Annotated in this window: 21 protein-coding genes; 14 read left to right on the forward strand and 7 right to left on the reverse strand. The window is 43.1% G+C overall.

Annotated elements, in window-relative coordinates; all coding sequences use genetic code 11:
* Nucleotides 1-529: 529 nt before the first annotated feature.
* Nucleotides 530-1,927 carry a multidrug transporter subunit MdtD gene (gene mdtD / locus Xets_RS09630; RefSeq protein ID WP_187651519.1) on the forward strand — a complete coding sequence of 466 codons (1,398 nt, stop codon included), beginning with the start codon at nucleotides 530-532 and terminating at the stop codon, nucleotides 1,925-1,927.
* Between the two features lie 5 nt (nucleotides 1,928-1,932).
* Here the strand turns inward: mdtD and rbsR are convergent, their stop codons facing one another.
* From rbsR to Xets_RS24630, 6 genes are all read right to left on the reverse strand, one after another.
* On the reverse strand, nucleotides 1,933-2,934 hold the full coding sequence (gene rbsR / locus Xets_RS09635; RefSeq protein WP_167450549.1) for a ribose operon transcriptional repressor RbsR: 1,002 nt from the start codon (nucleotides 2,932-2,934) through the stop codon (nucleotides 1,933-1,935).
* 2 nt (nucleotides 2,935-2,936) lie between these two features.
* The gene (gene rbsK / locus Xets_RS09640; RefSeq protein ID WP_187651520.1) at nucleotides 2,937-3,866 is read right to left on the reverse strand and encodes a ribokinase; all 930 of its coding nucleotides are present in this window, start codon (nucleotides 3,864-3,866) and stop codon (nucleotides 2,937-2,939) included.
* A gap of 64 nt (nucleotides 3,867-3,930) precedes the next feature.
* Complete coding sequence (gene rbsB / locus Xets_RS09645; protein ID WP_099132894.1) at nucleotides 3,931-4,821, reverse strand: ribose ABC transporter substrate-binding protein RbsB; 891 nt, start codon at nucleotides 4,819-4,821, stop codon at nucleotides 3,931-3,933.
* Between the two features lie 24 nt (nucleotides 4,822-4,845).
* Nucleotides 4,846-5,817, reverse strand: a complete 972-nt coding sequence (gene rbsC, locus Xets_RS09650; protein ID WP_187651521.1) for a ribose ABC transporter permease — start codon at nucleotides 5,815-5,817, stop codon at nucleotides 4,846-4,848.
* A 5-nt stretch (nucleotides 5,818-5,822) separates the two neighbouring features.
* Nucleotides 5,823-7,343, reverse strand: a complete 1,521-nt coding sequence (rbsA, locus tag Xets_RS09655) for a ribose ABC transporter ATP-binding protein RbsA (RefSeq protein WP_099132895.1) — start codon at nucleotides 7,341-7,343, stop codon at nucleotides 5,823-5,825.
* A 121-nt stretch (nucleotides 7,344-7,464) separates the two neighbouring features.
* Nucleotides 7,465-7,614 (reverse strand): RbsD/FucU domain-containing protein, encoded by a 150-nt coding sequence (locus Xets_RS24630; RefSeq protein ID WP_244208697.1) that lies wholly within the window; start codon nucleotides 7,612-7,614, stop codon nucleotides 7,465-7,467.
* A 276-nt stretch (nucleotides 7,615-7,890) separates the two neighbouring features.
* Between Xets_RS24630 and ravA the strand changes: the two genes are divergently transcribed.
* Both ravA and viaA read left to right on the forward strand, forming a co-directional pair.
* A complete protein-coding gene (ravA, locus tag Xets_RS09665) occupies nucleotides 7,891-9,378 on the forward strand; it encodes an ATPase RavA (RefSeq protein WP_187651522.1) in 1,488 nt (495 codons plus the stop codon).
* A gap of 4 nt (nucleotides 9,379-9,382) precedes the next feature.
* Nucleotides 9,383-10,840: an ATPase RavA stimulator ViaA gene (gene viaA / locus Xets_RS09670; RefSeq protein WP_187651523.1), complete on the forward strand. Its 1,458-nt coding sequence runs from the start codon at nucleotides 9,383-9,385 to the stop codon at nucleotides 10,838-10,840.
* 3 nt (nucleotides 10,841-10,843) lie between these two features.
* Here viaA and asnA read toward each other — a convergent pair whose 3' ends face one another.
* Nucleotides 10,844-11,836, reverse strand: a complete 993-nt coding sequence (gene asnA / locus Xets_RS09675) for an aspartate--ammonia ligase (protein ID WP_099132898.1) — start codon at nucleotides 11,834-11,836, stop codon at nucleotides 10,844-10,846.
* Between the two features lie 165 nt (nucleotides 11,837-12,001).
* On the opposite strand from asnA, the gene asnC reads away from it, so the two are divergent.
* The 11 genes from asnC (at nucleotide 12,002) to atpG (ending at nucleotide 21,594) form a co-directional block, all read left to right on the forward strand.
* On the forward strand, nucleotides 12,002-12,463 hold the full coding sequence (asnC, locus tag Xets_RS09680) for a transcriptional regulator AsnC (protein ID WP_074018962.1): 462 nt from the start codon (nucleotides 12,002-12,004) through the stop codon (nucleotides 12,461-12,463).
* 91 nt (nucleotides 12,464-12,554) lie between these two features.
* Nucleotides 12,555-12,995: an FMN-binding protein MioC gene (gene mioC / locus Xets_RS09685; protein WP_099132899.1), complete on the forward strand. Its 441-nt coding sequence runs from the start codon at nucleotides 12,555-12,557 to the stop codon at nucleotides 12,993-12,995.
* Between the two features lie 375 nt (nucleotides 12,996-13,370).
* The gene (mnmG, locus tag Xets_RS09690; RefSeq protein WP_099132900.1) at nucleotides 13,371-15,260 is read left to right on the forward strand and encodes a tRNA uridine-5-carboxymethylaminomethyl(34) synthesis enzyme MnmG; all 1,890 of its coding nucleotides are present in this window, start codon (nucleotides 13,371-13,373) and stop codon (nucleotides 15,258-15,260) included.
* Between the two features lie 11 nt (nucleotides 15,261-15,271).
* The gene (rsmG, locus tag Xets_RS09695; RefSeq protein WP_099132901.1) at nucleotides 15,272-15,892 is read left to right on the forward strand and encodes a 16S rRNA (guanine(527)-N(7))-methyltransferase RsmG; all 621 of its coding nucleotides are present in this window, start codon (nucleotides 15,272-15,274) and stop codon (nucleotides 15,890-15,892) included.
* A 610-nt stretch (nucleotides 15,893-16,502) separates the two neighbouring features.
* Nucleotides 16,503-16,880, forward strand: coding sequence for a F0F1 ATP synthase subunit I (gene atpI, locus Xets_RS09700; protein ID WP_099132975.1), 378 nt, complete (start codon nucleotides 16,503-16,505; stop codon nucleotides 16,878-16,880).
* Between the two features lie 31 nt (nucleotides 16,881-16,911).
* Nucleotides 16,912-17,736: a F0F1 ATP synthase subunit A gene (atpB, locus tag Xets_RS09705; RefSeq protein WP_047770879.1), complete on the forward strand. Its 825-nt coding sequence runs from the start codon at nucleotides 16,912-16,914 to the stop codon at nucleotides 17,734-17,736.
* A gap of 51 nt (nucleotides 17,737-17,787) precedes the next feature.
* Nucleotides 17,788-18,027 (forward strand): F0F1 ATP synthase subunit C, encoded by a 240-nt coding sequence (gene atpE / locus Xets_RS09710; protein ID WP_045967711.1) that lies wholly within the window; start codon nucleotides 17,788-17,790, stop codon nucleotides 18,025-18,027.
* A 58-nt stretch (nucleotides 18,028-18,085) separates the two neighbouring features.
* The gene (gene atpF, locus Xets_RS09715; protein WP_047770880.1) at nucleotides 18,086-18,556 is read left to right on the forward strand and encodes a F0F1 ATP synthase subunit B; all 471 of its coding nucleotides are present in this window, start codon (nucleotides 18,086-18,088) and stop codon (nucleotides 18,554-18,556) included.
* Between the two features lie 12 nt (nucleotides 18,557-18,568).
* A complete protein-coding gene (gene atpH / locus Xets_RS09720) occupies nucleotides 18,569-19,102 on the forward strand; it encodes a F0F1 ATP synthase subunit delta (RefSeq protein WP_099132902.1) in 534 nt (177 codons plus the stop codon).
* A 14-nt stretch (nucleotides 19,103-19,116) separates the two neighbouring features.
* Complete coding sequence (atpA, locus tag Xets_RS09725; protein ID WP_099132903.1) at nucleotides 19,117-20,658, forward strand: F0F1 ATP synthase subunit alpha; 1,542 nt, start codon at nucleotides 19,117-19,119, stop codon at nucleotides 20,656-20,658.
* A 72-nt stretch (nucleotides 20,659-20,730) separates the two neighbouring features.
* Nucleotides 20,731-21,594, forward strand: coding sequence for a F0F1 ATP synthase subunit gamma (gene atpG, locus Xets_RS09730; protein WP_074019112.1), 864 nt, complete (start codon nucleotides 20,731-20,733; stop codon nucleotides 21,592-21,594).
* Nucleotides 21,595-21,608 lie beyond the last annotated feature (14 nt).

Below are 21,608 nucleotides of genomic sequence, written 5' to 3' on the forward strand. Positions count from 1 at the left end.
CAGGTCACTCTTTAAGACTTTAATCTTTTTTGCCTTTCGGCATATCGATAGTGTCTTGCGAGTGCCCACACAGATTGTCTGATTAATTTGTTAAAGAGCATTGGCAACCGGAAGTGCCTTCCGGGTTGCGAGGCTGCGTATCTTACGCTTTTCGCCGCCAGAGTCAAGCGATTATTTTCGCTTTTCTCTCACCGTCCTGCGCGGCCTGTTTCAGCTCAGCGTCGGTCAGTGGTGGCGCATTATAGGGGGTTTTACGGCGCTGACAATAGTTTTTTTTAATTTTTTTTCTGTTCGTGGTTTTTTTCAACAAAAATGGTAATTATGCGTGTTTTACACCCTAAAATTGATGACTTAAACAACAATCATAAAGGCAAAGTTCTTATGCAATGATTGTTGTGCAATTGCCTACGGCAACTGTTAATTGGCCTTAGAGCAAGTTATTGATTGATTAATAACCAATAAATGGTTTGAGTTTGATATAGTAAGATATTATGTATTCACTATCATTAAAAAATAAACGGGATATCTAATGGTCAAATCCGCACGCAGTATGTCGGGGTTACCTTGGATTGCGGCGATAGCTTTTTTTATGCAGTCTTTAGATGCCACAATTCTTAACACTGCACTACCGGCGATTGCAAAAAGTCTTAATCACTCTCCACTAGCAATGCAACCCGCCATTGTCAGTTATACCTTAACTGTAGCGATGCTAATTCCCGTAAGCGGTTGGCTCGCTGATAGGTTTGGCACTCGTACGGTATTCATTTATGCTGTTTCCTTCTTTTCTTTAGGTTCACTTGCTTGTGCACTGTCACACAATCTCTCTTTCTTAGTTGTATCCCGCGTTATTCAAGGTATAGGTGGGGCGATGATGATGCCTGTTGCCCGCCTGACTTTACTAAGAACATATCCACGTAGTGAATTACTACCTATTTTGAATTTTGTCACCATGCCAGGGTTACTCGGCCCGATTTTGGGTCCCATGCTCGGTGGATTGTTAGTGACCTATGCAACATGGCATTGGATCTTCATCATCAATATTCCCATTGGCTTATTAGGTATCATTTACGCCAGAAAGAATATGCCTAATTTAACTATGCCCAAATGCCCTTTCGATTTTCTGGGATTCATGCTGTTTAGTATGGGCTTGGTAACGATTTCGGTCAGCTTTGATTTATTTGGGGATCACTCATTCTCTGGCTATGTTCCTCCCGCTTTATTTTCTGGCGGTATCATTATGCTATTGGGGTATACTTTCCATGCTAAAAGACACTCAAATCCCCTCATTAACCTCCAGTTGTTCCAAACACGCACATTTTCAATCGGTATTGCCAGTAATATTGCTACTCGGCTAAGTACTGGCTCGCTTTCATTTATTATTCCTTTGATGCTACAAGTGGGGTTTGGATTTTCAGCAGTCATTGCTGGCATAATGATGGCACCGAATGCTATTGGCTCAATTTTAGCTAAATCTTTTGTGACCAATATATTGACCCGCTTTGGATATCGAAACACCCTCATTTGGGTCACGATCATTATTGGCGTAATGATTTCACAATTTTCGCTACAGACACCGGAACTCCCCATCGTATTTTTGATATTCCCTCTTTTTATATTGGGAATGGTAATGTCCACACAATTCACAGCAATGAATACAATCACCTTAGGTGATCTGAATGATAACAATGCAAGTGCCGGTAACAGCTTGCTGGCAGTCACTCAGCAGTTATCCATCAGTTTTGGGGTGACTGTCAGTGCGGCAGTCCTGAGATTTTATGAGTCAATGAGCGATGGTTCTACGGTAGAACACTTTCACTATACATTTATCACAATAGGTACGATTACTTTGGCTTCTGCTTTTATTTTTTTACTTTTAAATAAAGAGGATGGCAGCAATTTGGTGAAGAAAAAGCAACCTAAAAAATGATGTTATCAACGCTGACCTACAGAATCTCGCTCAATAAGTTTCGGAGTCAATACTAATTGTTTCGGTTCACTATCTGGATTATCTATTCGATAGAGCAACATATCTATAGCTAACTTACCCAACTCATCTTTTGGTTGATGAATTGTCGTCAAAGGAGGGGTCAAATAGGAAGCTATAGCAATATCATCATACCCAATGACAGAAATGTCTCTAGGAATAGCAAGCCCCACCTGATATAAAGCCTGATAAACACCAATCGCCATAGCATCATTTCCCGCAAAAACTGCTTCGGGAATTTCAGGTAATTGGAGAAGTTTTTTCATTGATAACAATCCCCCCGTAAATTCATAATCACTGTGGATTTCATAACCATCTGGGATCTCAAGCCGAGCATCTCTCATTGCTTTTCGATATCCAGCCAGACGCTGAAGGGAAAGAGGTATATTCTGTGAGCCTGCGATACAGGCAATTTTGCGAAACCCTCGATTAATCAGATAAGATGTGGCTAATTCCCCTCCGAACAGAGAATTATCTTTAATAACATCACTAAAAGCGTCAAAAGGAGACCAATCCAATGTCACTATTGGCACTAGCGGATATCGCAATAGAAAGTCTTTGGATAACAATTTATGTTCGGAACTCATAATTAAAAGACCATCAACACGTTTTTGCAATAGTGTTTCCATACTGCGAATCATACGGGTAACACTACCTTCGGTATTACACAGAATTAAACTGTATCCCCGTTCGTAACAATTCTTTTCTACACTTCTAACGACTTCAGAATAAAAAGAGTTATCACTGGTAGTAACCAACATACCAATAGTTTTGGTTTGCTTGACTTTCAAGCTCCTTGCCAAAGCAGACGGCGCATAATTCAATTCCTCAATCGCTGCATTGACTTTCTTTTTCACGTTTTCACTGACATAACGATTGCCATTAATCACATGAGAAACTGTTGATGTTGATACGCCCGCCAGACGAGCAACGTCCTTCATGGTAGCCACGTTTAATCCTGTTCAAATAGAAATGCGTCAATTTCATTCCGCCACGGAACTGCAGGCTGCGCTCCCTGACGCGTAACTGCAATCGCAGCCGCAGCATGTGCAAAGCGGATCGCCGACAATATCTCTTTTCCTTCCAGCAATCCCGTTACCAAGGCGCCATTAAATGTATCTCCAGCAGCAATTGTGTCGATCGTTTTTACTTTAAACCCGGGAACAATTTTCCCTTCCTTATCTTTTTCACTCAGCCATACACCTCGACTACCCAATGTAATAATGACCGTTTCTATACCCTTATCATGTAAAGCCTGAGAGGCTTTGTCCGCCCCAACATCATCTTTTACGGCAATGCCAGTCAAGTACTCTGCTTCGGTTTCATTCGGCGTGATAATATCTACCAACGAAAGTAATCGATCCGAGATTTTCTGTGCGGGTGCTGGATTCAAGATCACTTTGGTATGATGTTTCTTAGCCGTTTCAGCAGCAAGTTGTACTGTTTCCAATGGAGTTTCAAGTTGCAATAATAATGCATCAGCATCTTTGACTACTTGGTCATAACGAAGGAAATAATCAGGAGTTAACCTCCCATTCGCCCCTGCATTAATGCCAATAACATTTTCACCCTGCCGATTGACAAAAATCAGAGCAACACCCGTTGTTTCCCCTTCAATCACTTCAATTGAGGAGATATTGATATTATCTTTCACCAACTGTTGGCAAACACGTGTACCAACGTCATCTTGGCCAACGCAAGCAATAAATGTAATGTCAGCACCACAACGACCAGCAGCAACTGCCTGATTTGCTCCTTTTCCTCCAAAGGCAACCTTATACTGTTTTCCCCTCACTGTTTCCCCTGGTTGGGGAAAAGAGTTAAGATTCAATATGTGATCTACATTGATGCTACCCATCACAACCAGTTTTGCCATACTCATTACATTTATTCCTGTGTAAAAATAATGCAGCCATTAGTTTTAATGGCTGCATGAATAATGTTGATTATTTCTTCACAACTAATTCCAGTTCAACCGGAATAATGGCATCAACTTTTTCACCTTTCAGTACTTTGTCCGCGGCCTGAACGCCGATGATACCTATTTGATCCGGACGCTGTGCGATCGTTGCTCCCAATTTACCGCTCTGTACAGCCTTAAGAGCATCGTCAGTGCCATCAAATCCGACAACCAACACATTTTCTTTACCGACTGCCTGCAATGCTCGCAATGCACCAAGAGCCATTTCATCATTTTGAGCGAAAACAGCTTGTACTGACGGATGAGCTGTCAGCAGGTTTTGCATGACATTCATTCCCTTTGTGCGATCATAATCAGCGGGCTGACTAGCCAACATATTGAATTTGTACTTTTGGGCTGCCTGACCAAAACCTTCACCACGTTCACGCGCACCTGAAGCTCCTGGAATACCTTCCAATTGAATGACTTTGACATCATTACCTAATTTCCCAGCGATAAAATCAGCTGCCATTTTGGCACCTAAACGGCTGTCGGAGGCAATATAGCTGATAACGTTGCCCTTATACGCTGAACGGTCAAGAGTAATAACCGGAATATTCGCCTTATTTGCCACGATCACTGCATTACCAACAGCATCCGAGTCGGTTGGGTTAATTAACAACAATTTTATGCCACGAACTGTCAAATCTTGTACATTGGCCAACTCTTTTGCCGGATTATCCTGAGAATCAAGTACAATCAAGTTATATCCCAGCTTATCAGCCTCTTTTTGTGCACTATCTTTCATTGTGACAAAAAAAGGGTTATTCAAGGTTGAAATAACCAATGCAATGCTATCTTTCGCCAGTGCATTAGCACTTATAGTGGTACTCAATACCATGGCGGAGAGAATAGTTGCCAGCTTCTTCATTTTCATGTTGTTTTTTCCTGTAGGGTGAGGTTATTTACTGCTTTTGTTATCAACCAAGACCGCCAATAAAATAACAACTGCCTTGACGATCATCTGGTAGTTGGAAGAAATACCTAATAAGTTCAAACCATTATTCAAAAAGCCTAAAATCAACGCACCAATCAACGTACCAACAATTCGCCCCTTACCTCCTGCCAAACTGGTTCCACCCAGTACGACTGCTGCAATAGCATCCAGTTCATAACCACTTCCGGCCATCGGTTGAGCAGAAGATAATCGGGCAACTTCGATAATACTGGCCAATGCAGCCAACAGGCCACATAGGGAATAAACGATTATTTTTATTTTATCAACACCAATACCTGATAAACGTGTTGCAGATTCATTTCCGCCTAATGCGTAGATGTAACGACCAAGACGAGTGTGGTGAAGAATGAACCAAGCCGCGACAAACACCAGCAACATAATCCACACAGGCGCAGGTACTCCTAATGGACGCCCAATACCAAACCAACCAAACAGATCAGCATTGTCACTGAAACCGGTATTAATCGGACTCCCATCGGTATAAACCCGAGTCACTCCGCGTAGCAATAACATCATCACCAATGTTGCAATAAATGCCTGAACCTGGCCTTTTGCAACAATCACACCAGTGCAGGCCCCAATTGCAGCCCCCAATACCAAAGCCCCAGCAACCGCGACCAAAGCATTGATATCTGCTCCAACCATTGATGCCGCTACAGCACCAGTCAGAGCCAACAAAGAGCCAACTGATAGATCAATTCCTGATGTCAGAATAACCAACGTCATGCCTACCGCCATGATAGCGTTGACAGAAGTTTGCTGAAGGATGTTAAACAGGTTATTCAATGTGAAAAAATTGGGGCTAAGGGAAGAAACGACGGCAATCAAAAATAAGAGCGCAATAAGTGACTTCTGCTCCATCAACCATGTTTTCGTAAACCAACGTCGGGAGGCTGGCGCTATACTAGAATTCATATCCATTATCCTTGACCATTCTCTTTTAATTGCATCGTATTTTGTTTACCAACAGCAGCGGCCATCAACACTTCCTGAGAAATACCATTCACATTGAATTCCCCACTGATACGACCTTCATACATAACCAGAATACGATCACTCATTCCCATCACTTCAGGCATTTCAGAAGAAACCAAAATAATGCTCAAGCCTTCTTTTTTAAACTGATTGATAAGCTGATAGATTTCCTTTTTCGCCCCAACATCTACGCCTCGGGTTGGCTCATCAAGGATCAACACCTTTGGACGAGTCATCAATCCACGGGCAATCGCAACTTTCTGCTGATTACCCCCGGAAAGCAGTCTCATCGTCTGTTCCATTGAGGGGGTTTTGATATTGAACAACTTAATGAAGTCGGCAACGGATTTTTGTTCTGCGGAGTGATTCAAGAAACAAAAATTTCGGCTGAAATAACGTAATGCAGTGAGGGACATATTCTCTTTGACCGACATTCCCAAAACTAACCCATCACGCTTGCGGTCTTCCGAAATATAGACAATACCATTGGTCAGCCCTTCCTGCGGACTATGGATCGTCAGCGGTTTCCCATCAAGCAAGATCTTGCCTTCAGTTTTTGGCAAAGCCCCGTAAATCACCTTCATTAATTTAGTACGGCCAGCGCCCATCAAACCGGAGATCCCCAGAATTTCTCCACTAAACAGGGAAAAACTGACATTATTGATTCCCGATCCAGAGAGGTTTTCCACTTCCAATCGTTTTTCACCTCTCGGTAGATTCAAACGCGGGTATTGCTCCTCCAACTTGCGCCCCACCATCATTTCGATCAATCGCTCTTCATTCAGAGCATTGACAGGCTGTTCACCAATAAATTGCCCATCACGCAATACCGTCACATCATCACAAATTTTAAAAAGCTCTTTCAAACGATGGGAAATATAGACAATGCCACACCCTTGCGCTTTCAGTTCCCGTATGACATGAAACAAGGATTCAGTTTCGGTATCCGTCAAGGCATCTGTGGGTTCATCCATAATGATAACTTTGGATTGGAAACTCAGCACCTTGGCAATTTCTACCATTTGCTGCTCACCAATAGACAATTCAGAAACAAGCCGACGGCTGCTGTAATGGATATTTAAACGCCTCAGTAAGTTATCGGCTTCTTCATACATTTTTTTCCAGTTAATGACACCCAATTTATTAACGAATTCACGTCCCAAGAAAATGTTTTCGGCAATCGTCAATTGAGGGATAAGATTTAGCTCTTGATGAATAATACCAATACCTGATTCCTGAGAGGATTTAGTCCCTGAGAAAGCCACATCCTGCCCAAGATAACGGATCGTGCCAGCATCTTTTGTATAAATGCCGGTCAAGACTTTCATCATTGTGGACTTGCCAGCACCGTTTTCGCCGACTAACGCCATCACTTTCCCGGGATAAACACGCAATGCAGCTCCTGACAATGCTTTTACCCCAGGAAAAACCTTATCAATTCCCTTTAACTCCAGTAATGGCCCCATAATAACCTCAGACAGTTACACTTTTCTCTTTCAGAATGCTATGACTGACATACTTTATCGCAATTGCATTTCCCTGTTGTATTTCGAGAGCAGCAATACGCTTGATGATTTGCTTATGTATTTACGGATTGTGTTCAATAATTTCAGCGGCCAAAATGACCGCTTCAACTTGTACTTCCTGAACAACAACATCAAAGACAGATAACAGATCGGATGTTCCCTGGGTTAGCGCTAAATCAATTCTTTGGGTAGATAATGGGATAGTTTTCATTTTTATAAGCCTCTTAGCGAAACGTTTCGCTAAGAGGCTATCATATAAAGCTAACTATCAAAGACAACATGATTGATACGAAAATGTGATCATCACTGAAACGTTTAAGAAGATGATAATTAGAAGATAAAAACTAACTTATTGAATAAGTTAAGCTGAATCGATTTTTTAAAACACGACATTGAAACTTAATAAATTATCACCAAAACCTTTGCATAGGATGAATTTTATCTATAAATAAAGGAAGGTAACTATTCAAGCCCTGGTGTAAATTTTATGCGATTGGTCGAGAAAATATCCCTGTTAGGTCAGTATCTAGAAAGCGGTCTATATGAAAGACGGCAAGCCATTCGCCTGTGCCTGCTGGCCGCTTTATGTGGAGAGAGTGTTTTTCTTCTTGGACCACCAGGAATAGCCAAAAGCCTTATCGCGCGTCGGCTCAAGTTTGTATTTCAAAACGCACATGCTTTTGAGTACCTGATGACCCGTTTTTCCACCCCAGAAGAGATCTTCGGCCCCCTTTCCATCCATGCACTCAAAGATGAAGGGCGTTACCAGCGCCTTACCGAAGGTTATTTACCCGAAGCAGAAATCGTTTTCTTGGATGAAATTTGGAAAGCAGGGCCCGCCATTTTGAATACGTTACTCACCGCGATCAATGAAAAGAAATTCAGAAATGGCAACCAAGAAGAACAGCTACCGATGCGTTTACTGGTTACAGCATCCAATGAACTCCCTGATAGTGATAGCAGTCTGGAAGCACTTTACGATCGTATGTTGATCCGACTCTGGCTAGACAAGATTCAGGAAAAGAAAAATTTTCGAGCCTTACTGACTGACCGAAACAATGAAAATAGCAATCCCGTGCCTGCCCATATTCAAATCACCGATGATGAATTTCAGCAATGGCAAGACAAGATCAACCATGTATTCCTGCCAGCTCATATCTTCGAACTGATTTATCAATTACGCCAACAAATAAATGCTACTGGGAGTACGGCTGATGTCTCAGATCGCCGTTGGAAAAAATCTATTCGCTTACTACAAGCCAGCGCCTTTTTCAGTGGCAGAAGTGAGATCTCTCCGTTAGATATGGTGCTATTAAAAGATTGCCTATGGCACGACTTGAATAGCTTAAAACTCCTGTCCCAATTTTTGCATGTCTTATTGACAGAACAGGCTTATCTACAACATTCCCTCATGCAAAAAATAGAGAAGTTATACCAGCAATGGATACAATCCAACCAAGACGAAAATGACCATCCCCTGCAATTAGTCGCCAGATCCTCTCTGTTTGGTCGCAAGGCTTTCTATTCACTGCCTGAAAATATTGCAGATGAAAAACTGATCCTATTTTTATATCCTTCATTACACATGCATAATATTGAAGTCAATTTCATCGAACTAGATAAAAAATCACTGGAAAATGCCTTAAAAAATAATACAGGAGAACTCTCTGCCTGTTTAAATAGCATTGGTTTTCCTCAAACTATCACGACAGAAATCAATGAAAAGAACCAGCTTACAGTGCTGGATATTAGCCGTAATAGCGCTGTCCTCTGCCTATCTGGTCCCGCAAAAAACACTAATACGGAATGGCATGAAAAGCTGATATCCATCAGCGATGAAATTCAACAACAACGCTATCTGTTTAATCAACATCAACCCTGTTTATTTATTGAAGAACATTGGCTTACCAGCATTGAACAGAGTTTCCTGCTATTAACCGAAAAACAGAAACAATTGAGATCAAAAATGGGATAGCGACATGTTAACACTAGCCACACTCGATCTCTTACTTTCTATCAACGAAAGCGAGCTGATCGAAGAGATCATTTTGGTACTGTTAGATACCCCTCAGTTAGTTATTTCCTTTGGAAAGTTCCCAAGGCTTAAGAACGCATTGCTGAAAGATCTCCCCTCATGGCAACAAACATTACAGCAGAAAATAAAAGAGACGCTTATTCCTGCTCCATTAATCGAAGAGTTTCAGTTATACCAGTACATACAATCAATTGACACGGCTAGTTTCTATCAACAGTTACCTAATATCGTAGAGAAACTTCAACAACTCGAATCTCCCTTTGCCAAAGAAGCCGGTATACTCTCCAAAGCATTCTCTGAATACACCTCTTCAGGACAAATGTTGTTTATCCAACACTGGCGACTCAGCTTGATCCTGCAAGCGACGACATTTAACAAGACACTATTAGAACAAGAAAAAGAGCAACTCCTTGCAGAGATCCAGAAGCGATTAACACTCAGTGGCGCCCTTGATCCCATATTTGATCACAATGATCACGCGGCAGGCCAATTATGGGATATGAGTAAAGGACAACTTCACCTGACCACGAAAAATATACAACTATTTACTCTCTATGCTGACTTTCTCAAACAGCAACCTGAGCTGGAGAAACTGGCACAATTACTCGGCCGCAGTCAAACAGCGAAATCAATTCCTAAAGAAATCCCAATTCTGGAACCATTCACCCGATTCGAAAGAGTGCCAGATACTATACCTGAGCAAATTAGCGGGGTTAGACAAAGCGACGACATCTTAAGATTATTACCCACCGAGCTGGCTATGCTAGGTATTGAAGAGTTGGAATACGAATTTTATCGGCGGCTGGCGGAGAAAAAATTACTGTCCTATCGCTTACAAGGAGACGATTGGCAAGCAAAAACCACGCTCAAACCCATTACACACTACCACAATGAAAAACAGCCTCGGGGGCCATTTATTGTTTGTGTTGATACTTCAGGCTCAATGGGGGGGGTTAATGAGCGATGTGCAAAAGCATTCTGTCTGGCTTTGATGCGTATCGCACTAGCGGATAATCGTCACTGCCATATTATGTTGTTCTCGACACAACTCGTCCATTATGACTTGACATCACCGGATGGACTCACTCAAGCAATGCATTTTCTAGGGCAAACCTTTAGGGGAGGAACCGATCTGGCATCTTGTTTAGATGCAACCGTTAAAAAAATGAAAGAAAATACTTGGGAAGATGCTGATGCTGTTGTTATTTCAGATTTCATTGCCCAACGATTGCCAAGCTCCCTAATCCATCAGATAAAAAATCGGCAACAGCATCAACAACACCGCTTCCATGCGGTCTCCCTTTCCCACTATGGAAAACCCGGTATTATGCAGATATTCGACCATATCTGGCGTTTTGATACCGGGCTTACAAGCCGTTTACAAAGAAAGTGGCGAAATTAAAACTTAGAGTACACCTTCAACTGATTCAATAATCTCAGGAGACCAGACACCGCACTGAACCTGACCGATATGAGCCATTTGCAGCAGTAACATCACCAAACGGGATTGACCAATACCACCACCGATAGATTGTGGCATATCACCTTTGAGCAACGCTTGATGCCAATCATATTGCAGGCGATCTTCATCACCAGTCAGTGCAAGCTGACGTTTCAGAGCCTCTGCATCAACACGGATACCCATTGAAGAAATTTCAAAAGCATCCTGTAAAACAGGGTTCCAGACAATAATGTCACCGTTCAGGCCAGAGAAACCATCACAGTTTGGTGTAGTCCAATCGTCATAATCCGGCGCGCGTACATCATGAGCCTGATCATCAGACAACTTACCACCAATGCCCATCAGGAAAATGGCACCAAACTCTTTAGCAGCCTCACGCTCACGACCTTTAGCATCCAGATCAGGGTAACGTTTCAGAAGCTCTTCACTGTGGATAAAGTGAATTTGATCTGGCAGGAACGGTGCCAGACCAAATTCCTTACTTACCGCTTGTTGTGTTTCTTTTATTGCTTCGTAGATTTTACCTACTGTCTGTTTTAAATAGTCGAGTGAACGCTGACCTTCACCCATCACTTTCTCCCAATCCCACTGATCAACAAAGACAGAATGGATAGGAGTCAAGCGATCTTCATCAGGACGCAGAGCTTTCATGTGAGTATACAATCCTTGTTCAGATTGAAAACCAAAGCGACCTAATGTTTTACGTTTCCATTTCGCCAGAGAATGAACCACTTCAAAGGTGTCGCCCGGCAAAGTTTTCACTTTCACCTGAACCGCTTTTTCATGGCCAGATAAGTTGTCCTGAGTACCATCACCAAGACGACTCAAGATCGGTCCTTGAACTTCGATTAAACCAAGTTTTTTCTCTAACAGACGGGAAAAGTATGATTTCACAAAACTAATCTGCTGTTGTTTTTCAATAAAGGATGTTTTCATGATGCAGCTCTCAAAATTTTTAGTGGCCCTGTGTCCTGTTGATATAGATTAAGCAACAAAATGAGGTACAAATTCAATATCTGATAATAAAAATATTGCATAAGGTTTATAAATGATAATTTATACACTATAAAAATGAATATTATTTAAAAACAGGGGTTAAAAATGGCAGAAATTTATCAGATCGATAATTTAGACCGTGACATACTTCACGCTTTAATGGAGAACGCACGTACACCTTACGCAGAATTAGCCAAAAAATTCGCAGTAAGCCCGGGAACCATTCATGTCCGCGTAGAAAAAATGAAGCAATCAGGGATTATTACGGGAACTCGGGTAGATATCAGCGCCAAACAACTGGGGTTTGATGTGTGCTGCTTTATTGGCATCATATTGAAAAGCGCCAAAGATTATCCGGCAGCATTGAAGAAACTCGATATGCTTGATGAGGTCGTTGAGGTTTATTATACCACAGGGCACTACAGCATTTTCATTAAAGTCATGTGCCGATCCATCGAAGCTCTTCAGGACGTACTTATCAACAAGATCCAGACGATTGACGAAATCCAGTCAACAGAAACATTGATCTCCCTGCAAAACCCGATAATGAGGACAATAAAACCTTAAAACGAAAAATCAGTTAACCACATTATCCACAGGTAGATCCCAATAGATTCACTGCGTACAATAGTTGTTCTTTAATTTAGCAAGGATCATGATGAGTACAGTAACCTTAATCAGCGGCAGCACAATGGGTAGCGCCGAATATGTCGCAGAACATATAGCTGAGATCTTAGAAAATAACGGCTTTTCAACAGAGATGCTGCATGGTCCCTCATTGGAAGATCTTCCACTTGAAGGATTATGGCTTGTGGTTACGTCAACGCATGGCGCTGGGGACTTACCTGATAATCTCCAGCCGCTGGCAGATGAGATCACACAACAGCAACCGGATCTCAGTAATATCACATTTGGTGCAGTCGGTATCGGCAGTTCCGAATATGACACCTTCTGTGGCGCGATAAGATCACTGGAACGCTTATTGGAAGATCACGGAGCAAAACGGATCGGCGATCGATTGGAAATCGACATCCTGCAATATGAAATCCCTGAAGATCCGGCCGAAGAATGGGTTAAAGAATGGGCAAAGTTACTCTGATCCGATTAAAAATATAACGATCATCTGTGGATAACTTATCTGAAAAGCAGGGGTTAACCCGTAGTTATCCATTTAACAACTGAGTTCAAATCGAGTGGCTGTGAATAACTTAGCTTTTAGATCCCAGCTTATACTGAGTTGGATCACGGATCATTCACAGCAAATGATCCTTTACAGCGTCATGATCTTTATATGGAAAATCCACTTATCCACAGATGATCGTGATCCTAATAAAAGATCCAATAAAGAGATCTTTAAATAAAAAGATCTTCTTTTAAAGAACGATGATCTCTTGCCTCTTGGTCTGAGGTCCAAACTTGAGTAGAATTCTCTCCCTAATGCATATGAAGCATTCTCACTATTGAAGGTTCGCACATGTTTTATCCAGAGCACTTTGACGTCATCATCATCGGCGGGGGTCATGCCGGTACTGAAGCGGCGATGGCCTCCGCACGTATGGGGCGTCAAACCTTACTACTGACTCACAATATTGATACTTTGGGCCAGATGTCATGTAATCCAGCCATTGGTGGGATCGGTAAAGGGCATCTGGTAAAAGAGATCGATGCACTTGGTGGCCTAATGGCAAAAGCCACGGATCAGGCCGGTATTCAGTTTAGAACACTCAATGCCAGTAAAGGCCCTGCTGTTCGGGCAACACGAGCACAAGCGGATCGAGTACTTTACCGACAAGCTGTAAGAACAGCACTGGAAAATCAACCTAACTTAATGATCTTCCAGCAACCCGTTGAAGATCTCATGGTTGAAAACGACACTGTTACAGGTGTTGTTACTCGTATGGGATTGAAATTCAAAGCTAAATCTGTAGTTCTGACAGTAGGGACTTTCCTTGATGGAAAAATTCACATCGGATTGGAAAATTACAGTGGAGGACGAGCAGGTGATCCTCCTGCGATCTCATTGTCTCATCGTTTACGTGAACTGCCTCTGCGCGTAGCTCGCCTGAAAACAGGCACACCACCTCGCATTGATGCACGAACCATTGATTTTAGCCAGCTTGAACAACAACTGGGCGATAACCCAACACCTGTATTTTCATTCATGGGTAATGTCGATCAACACCCACGGCAGATCCCGTGCTACATCACACATACCAATGAAAAAACCCATGAAGTGATCCGCAATAACTTGGATCGCAGTCCAATGTATGCAGGGATCATCGAAGGGATCGGCCCTCGTTACTGTCCTTCCATCGAAGACAAAGTTATGCGTTTTGCGGATCGTAACGCTCACCAGATCTTCCTGGAACCAGAAGGATTGACCAGTAACGAAATCTATCCAAACGGTATTTCGACCAGTCTGCCATTTGATGTTCAGATGCAAATTGTTCACTCCATGAAAGGCATGGAGAATGCCCGTATTATTCGCCCTGGCTATGCGATCGAATATGACTTCTTCGATCCACGTGATTTAAAACAAACACTGGAAAGTAAATTTATTCACGGTCTGTTCTTTGCTGGTCAGATCAATGGTACCACTGGGTATGAAGAAGCGGCTGCACAAGGATTACTGGCTGGTCTCAATGCTGCACGTTATGCCAATGGTGAAGAAGGTTGGTTCCCACGCCGTGATCAGGCTTATATTGGCGTCTTGGTCGATGATCTATGCACACTAGGCACTAAAGAGCCTTACCGCATGTTCACCTCCCGTGCTGAATATCGTTTGATGCTACGTGAAGACAATGCGGATCTTCGATTGACTGAACAAGGTCGCAAACTTGGCTTGGTTGATGATCTTCGTTGGGAACATTACTGCCGCAAATTTGAAATGATCGAACAGGAACGCCAGCGCTTGCGCAATATCTGGGTTCATCCTCACTCTGATAACTTAGAGGATATCAACCAGATGTTGAAAACATCGCTGTCAAAAGAAGCCAACGGTGAAGATTTGCTGCGTCGCCCTGAGATGAATTATGAATTGTTGACATCGTTACCACGTTTCTCTCCTGGGCTGACTGAGCCTCAAGCTGCGGATCAAGTTGAAATTCAAGTGAAATATGAAGGCTATATCGCCCGTCAGCAAGAAGAGATCGAAAAACAGTTACGTAATGAAAATACCGCATTGCCTGTTGATTTGGATTATCAACAAGTGAGCGGGCTTTCCAACGAAGTTATTGCAAAACTGAATGACCATAAACCAAGTTCAATTGGCCAGGCTTCACGGATTTCAGGCATCACTCCGGCAGCAATTTCTATTTTGCTGGTATGGCTGAAAAAACAAGGTCTATTGCGTCGTAGCGCCTAAGGAGACAGATTTTGCTTAACAAATTGGAATCACTGCTGGCGAAAACTGACATTAAGTTATCACTGCCACAAAAACAGCAACTCGTTGCCTATGTTGACATGCTGAATAAATGGAATAAGGCTTATAACCTGACATCCGTCCGTAATCCGGAACAGATGCTGGTTCGGCATATTATGGATAGCATCGTTGTTAATTCATTCCTGCATGGAACGCGTTTTATTGATGTTGGAACAGGCCCTGGCTTGCCAGGAATCCCACTGGCAATTGTACGCCCAGATTCTCATTTCACTTTATTGGATAGTTTGGGAAAACGCGTTCGCTTTTTGCGTCAGGTTCAACATGAATTAGGTTTGAACAATATTGAGCCTGTACAGAGCCGGGTCGAAGAATTTATTCCTGAACCTCTTTTTGATGGGGTGATTAGTCGTGCATTTGCTTCACTGCAAGACATGCTATCATGGTGCAACCATCTTCCTAAGCCACTTGAAGGGCGTTTTTATGCTTTGAAAGGTGTACTGCCGGAAGATGAATTGGCTGAATTGCCAACGGGGATTGTGCTCGACACCGTCGTTCCTCTCCAAGTCACAGAGTTAGATGAACAGCGTCATTTGGTAATACTTAAGTCAAACTAACTTTGCTATTTGTCAATAAAAATCTAAATAATGAGTGACGTCAACTACATTTAAAATGTAACTGGCGTTACTCATTATTCTCTTCCATGGATTCAACTTTATTTACTGATGATTCACAGAAAACCAACGTTATTTTTATATTGGTAGAATTTCTCTTTTCAAAGATTGTTATCGATTTTCTTTATAAATAAATTTTAGAGAAAGTGAGAAAATAATCATTTAACCTTTTTTATCGATATATCAGATAAAACTGCATAGGTATAATATTAATAGTTTGATTTTCTATAAAAAAAATAAAAGATTTTTATCACATATTTAATGATAAATATAATTAATGGTTTTTGTTTAATGTGATGTATATCACGTTTAATTTTGAGGTCATACCATTAGTCATTGCAGAATATTAAATGGTATTTGTGAGCGATCTAGCACCAAAGTTAGAAATTTAAATAATTATTCACTTTTTCGCTACTTATGGATTGAATTCATTTTGTCGGCCCGTATAATTTGCACGTTTTTGTCACTTGACACTCTTAAGCAAAGCCAGTTTTATACAACATTCAGCAAAGCCTGATATGTAATGGTGTACCACAGGGAGAAAACAAAAGTCATGTCTGTATCCCTTTACAGCGGTAGAATGGCACTGAAACTGTTATTTTTGCAGTTAATGACTTTTGTTATTCTCAGTGTAGCTTTTTGTACCAAAAGTACAGAGTGGGGCGCTTCTGCTTTTGTTGGTGGGCTAGCATGTTGGCTACCAAATGCCATTTTTATGCTACTTAGCCGCTTCCAAAAGGTAAAAGAAGAAGGGGTTCCAGTACGGATTGCATGGTTTTTCGCGATTAGCGAAGGGGTGAAGGTTATCATTACGATAATCGTGCTGATAGTCGCTTTAGGGGTGTTCAAGGCGGCATTTGCACCACTTGGTGTGGCCTATTTAGCGGTGCTGATTGTGCAGATCATCGCACCTGCCGTAATGAACGGTTAGCGTTTTTAACAACAAAAGGGTAAAAAGCATCATGTCTGCATCAGGAGAAGTTTCAACTTCGGAGTACATAAGTCATCACCTGAAGCACCTTCAGTTGGACTTGCGTACCTTTGAGTTGGTCAATCCCCACGCTAGTGGTTATGAGGCGACGTTTTGGACGTTGAATATCGACTCGCTTTTTTTCTCCATCGTATTAGGGATGTTGTTTCTATTTGTATTCAGAAGAGTCGCGGTTCGCGCCACTGACGGCGTTCCGGGCAAATTTCAGACTGCAATAGAAATGGTAATCGGCTTCGTTGATAACACCGTGCGTGATATGTATCACGGCAAGAGCAAAGTGATAGCTCCTCTGGCTTTGACTGTGTTCGTCTGGGTGTTACTCATGAACGCATTGGATTTGCTGCCAATCGATTTTATTCCTTTAATCGGAGAACACTTCTTCGGCTTGCCTGCTCTGCGTATTGTTCCAACCGCAGACGTCAGTGTCACTTTGTCGATGGCCCTCGGTGTTTTTGTCCTCATTCTGTTCTACAGCATTAAGATGAAAGGAATTCGTGGTTTTGCGAAGGAGCTGACATTGCAGCCTTTCAATCATCCACTCTTTATTCCAATTAACTTAATCTTGGAAGGGGTCAGCTTGCTGTCTAAACCTATATCACTCGGTCTGCGACTGTTTGGTAATATGTATGCTGGCGAATTGATCTTTATTCTTATTGCGGCCCTTCTACCGTGGGGAGCACAGTGGTTACTCAGCCTGCCTTGGGCGATTTTCCACATACTAATTATTACGTTACAAGCCTTTATTTTCATGGTTCTGACGATTGTTTATCTGTCGATGGCATCTGAAGAGCATTAATTTTTATCAATCAATAATTGTGTTTTAACTTGAAACAAACTGGAGACTGTCATGGATATAAACATGGATCTGCTGTACATAGCTGCCGCTATTCTGATGGGTTTGGCGGCTATCGGTGCTGCGATCGGTATCGGCATCCTCGGGGGTAAATTCCTGGAAGGCGCTGCTCGCCAACCTGATCTGATTCCTCTGCTGCGTACGCAGTTCTTTATCGTCATGGGCCTGGTTGACGCCATCCCGATGATTGCTGTGGGCCTGGGCTTGTTTATGATGTTCGCTGTTGGCGGTTAATAAGATAGCAGAACTTAAAATTACGCCAATTCATTAATTGAAATAGAGGTATTGTGTCGTGAATATTAACGCAACAATCCTCGGCCAGGCCTTAGCGTTTGTCCTGTTTGTTTTGTTCTGCATGAAGTATGTATGGCCACCAATTATGGCGGCCATTGAAAAACGTCAGAAAGAGATTGCTGACGGTTTGGCTTCAGCAGAGCGTGCCAAAAAGAACCTGGACTTAGCGCAAGCCAATGCGACCGACCAACTGAAAAAAGCGAAAGCTGATGCACAAGTTATCATTGAGCAGGCTAATAAACAAAAAGCCCAAATTATCGATGATGCTAAAGCAGAAGCAGAGCTGGAACGTAACAGAATTGTAGCGCAAGCCCATGCTGAAATTGAAGCTGAACGCAAGCGCGCTCGTGAAGAGTTACGTAAACAGGTTGCGATGCTGGCGATCGCAGGTGCCGAGAAAATCATCGAACGTTCCGTGGATGAAGCTGCTAACAGCGACATCGTTGATAAACTGGTCGCTGAACTGTAAGGAGGGAGGGGCATGTCTGAATTCGCTACGGTAGCTCGCCCCTACGCCAAAGCAGCTTTTGACTTTGCTGTAGAACACCAGTCGCTTGAACACTGGCAGAACATGCTGGCGTTCATTGCTGAGGTTACTCGCAATGAGCAGGTTGGTGAGCTGCTTTCTGGTTCATTAGCACCGGAAACGTTAGCCAAAACCTTCATCACCCTTTGTGGTGAGCAGGTTGATGAGCATGCTCAGAACTTTATTCGTGTAATGGCAGAAAATGGTCGCTTGCTGGTATTGCCAGAAGTCTTCCAGCAATTTATCCAATTGCGTGCGTCACTTGAATCGACTATCAATGTTGAAGTGGCTTCTGCGTCCGAACTGAATGAGCAGCAGCAGGCTAAAATTTCTGCGGCGATGGAAAAACGTCTGTCACGCAAAGTGAAGCTGAATTGCAAAATTGACAAGTCTGTTATTGCCGGTGTCATTATCCGTGCAGGTGACATGGTAATAGATGGCAGTATTCGTGGCCGTCTGGATCGTTTAACAGACGTCTTGCAGTCTTAAGGGGACTGGAGCATATGCAACTGAATTCCACCGAAATCAGCGAACTGATCAAACAGCGTATTGCTCAGTTCAATGTCGTGAGCGAAGCTCACAATGAAGGTACGATTGTTTCCGTTAACGACGGTATCATTCGTATCCACGGTTTAGCCGATGTCATGCAGGGTGAAATGCTTTCCCTGCCTGGCAACCGTTACGCAATTGCACTGAACCTGGAGCGCGACTCTGTAGGTGCGGTTGTGATGGGTCCGTATGCTGACTTGGCCGAAGGCATGAAAGTCAAATGTACTGGCCGTATTTTGGAAGTGCCTGTTGGTCGTGGCCTGCTGGGTCGTGTTGTTAACACCCTGGGTGAGCCAATTGATGGTAAGGGCGCTATTGAGAACGATGGCTTCTCACCGGTAGAAGTTATCGCACCAGGTGTTATCGATCGCCAATCCGTTGACCAGCCTGTCCAGACAGGTTACAAATCCGTTGATGCCATGATCCCAATCGGCCGTGGCCAGCGTGAACTGGTAATCGGCGACCGTCAGACCGGTAAAACTGCTCTGGCTATTGATGCGATCATCAACCAGCGTAATTCTGGTATCAAATGTGTCTACGTTGCGATTGGTCAGAAAGCCTCTACCATTGCTAACGTAGTTCGTAAACTGGAAGAACACAACGCACTGGAAAACACTATCGTTGTTGTTGCATCCGCTTCTGAATCTGCGGCCCTGCAATATCTGGCACCTTACTCTGGTTGTGCGATGGGTGAATACTTCCGTGATCGCGGTGAAGATGCACTGATTGTTTACGATGATCTGTCTAAACAGGCTGTAGCATACCGTCAGATTTCCCTGTTGCTGCGTCGTCCACCTGGACGTGAAGCATACCCTGGTGACGTTTTCTACCTGCACTCCCGTTTGCTGGAGCGTGCAGCGCGTGTTAACGCTGAATACGTTGAAAAGTTCACTAATGGTGAAGTGAAGGGTAAAACCGGTTCTCTGACCGCACTGCCAATCATTGAAACTCAGGCGGGTGACGTTTCTGCATTCGTACCAACAAACGTTATCTCCATCACTGATGGTCAGATCTTCCTTGAATCGTCTCTGTTCAACTCAGGTATCCGTCCAGCGGTTAACCCAGGGATTTCCGTATCCCGTGTAGGTGGTGCTGCTCAGACTAAGATCATCAAGAAACTGTCTGGTGGTATTCGTACCGCTCTGGCTCAGTACCGTGAACTGGCAGCATTCTCCCAGTTTGCTTCTGATCTGGATGATGCAACGCGTAAGCAGTTGGATCATGGTCAGAAAGTCACTGAATTGCTGAAACAGAAACAATATCAGCCGATGTCCATTGCACAGCAGGCTCTGTCTCTGTTTGCTGCTGAGCGTGGTTATCTGGAAGATATCGAAATCGCAAAAGTGGTCAGTTTCGAAGCTGCGCTGTTGGCGTATGCTAACCGTGAACATGCTGATCTTCTGAAAGAGATTGACCAGTCTGGTGATTACAATGGAGAGATCGAAGCTAAGCTGAAAGCTCTGTTGGAATCCTTCAAGGCGACTCAGTCCTGGTAACACTATTCGGCCCTGTTTGATTCTATTTAATGAAAAAACTTGGGCCGTCTGGTTGAATTCGGAGAAGCAGAAATGGCCGGCGCAAAAGAGATACGTACCAAGATCGCCAGTGTGCAGAACACGCAAAAAATCACTAAAGCGATGGAGATGGTCGCCGCGTCCAAAATGCGTAAAACGCAGGATCGCATGGCGGCCAGTCGTCCTTATGCAGAAACCATTCGCAATGTAATTGGACACCTTGCGTTAGGTAATCTGGAATACAAACATCCATACCTTGAAGAGCGCGAAGTCAAGCGTGTTGGGTACGTGGTTGTTTCGACTGATCGTGGTTTATGTGGCGGTTTGAACATTAACGTGTTCAAAAAATTGCTGATAGAAATGAAAGACTGGTCTGATAAAAACGTCCAAGTTGATTTGGCGCTTATTGGATCAAAAGCGGTTTCCTTCTTTTCTTCTGTTGGTGGCAACATTGTTGCTCAAGTAACAGGGATGGGAGATAACCCGTCATTATCCGAACTAATCGGGCCAGTCCACGTCATGATGCAAGCATATGACGAAGGGCGTCTGGATAAACTGTATATAGTGACAAATAAGTTCATGAATACAATGTCTCAGGTTCCGACGATCACTCAGTTATTGCCTCTGCCAGCCGGAGACGATGAAACACTGAAGAAGAAGTCTTGGGACTATTTGTATGAACCTGATCCTAAGGCGCTGTTGGATACCCTGTTGCGCCGCTATATAGAAGCGCAAGTTTATCAGGGCGTCGTTGAAAACCTGGCTAGTGAACAGGCCGCACGAATGGTAGCGATGAAAGCCGCGACTGATAACGGTGGCAACCTGATCAAAGAGTTGCAGTTGGTTTACAACAAAGCTCGTCAGGCCAGCATCACTCAGGAACTCACCGAAATCGTTTCGGGTGCTTCTGCGGTTTAACAGCTAGGTTTACG

It is taken from the genome of Xenorhabdus sp. TS4 (assembly GCF_014467265.1).
GTDB lineage: Bacteria > Pseudomonadota > Gammaproteobacteria > Enterobacterales > Enterobacteriaceae > Xenorhabdus > Xenorhabdus ehlersii.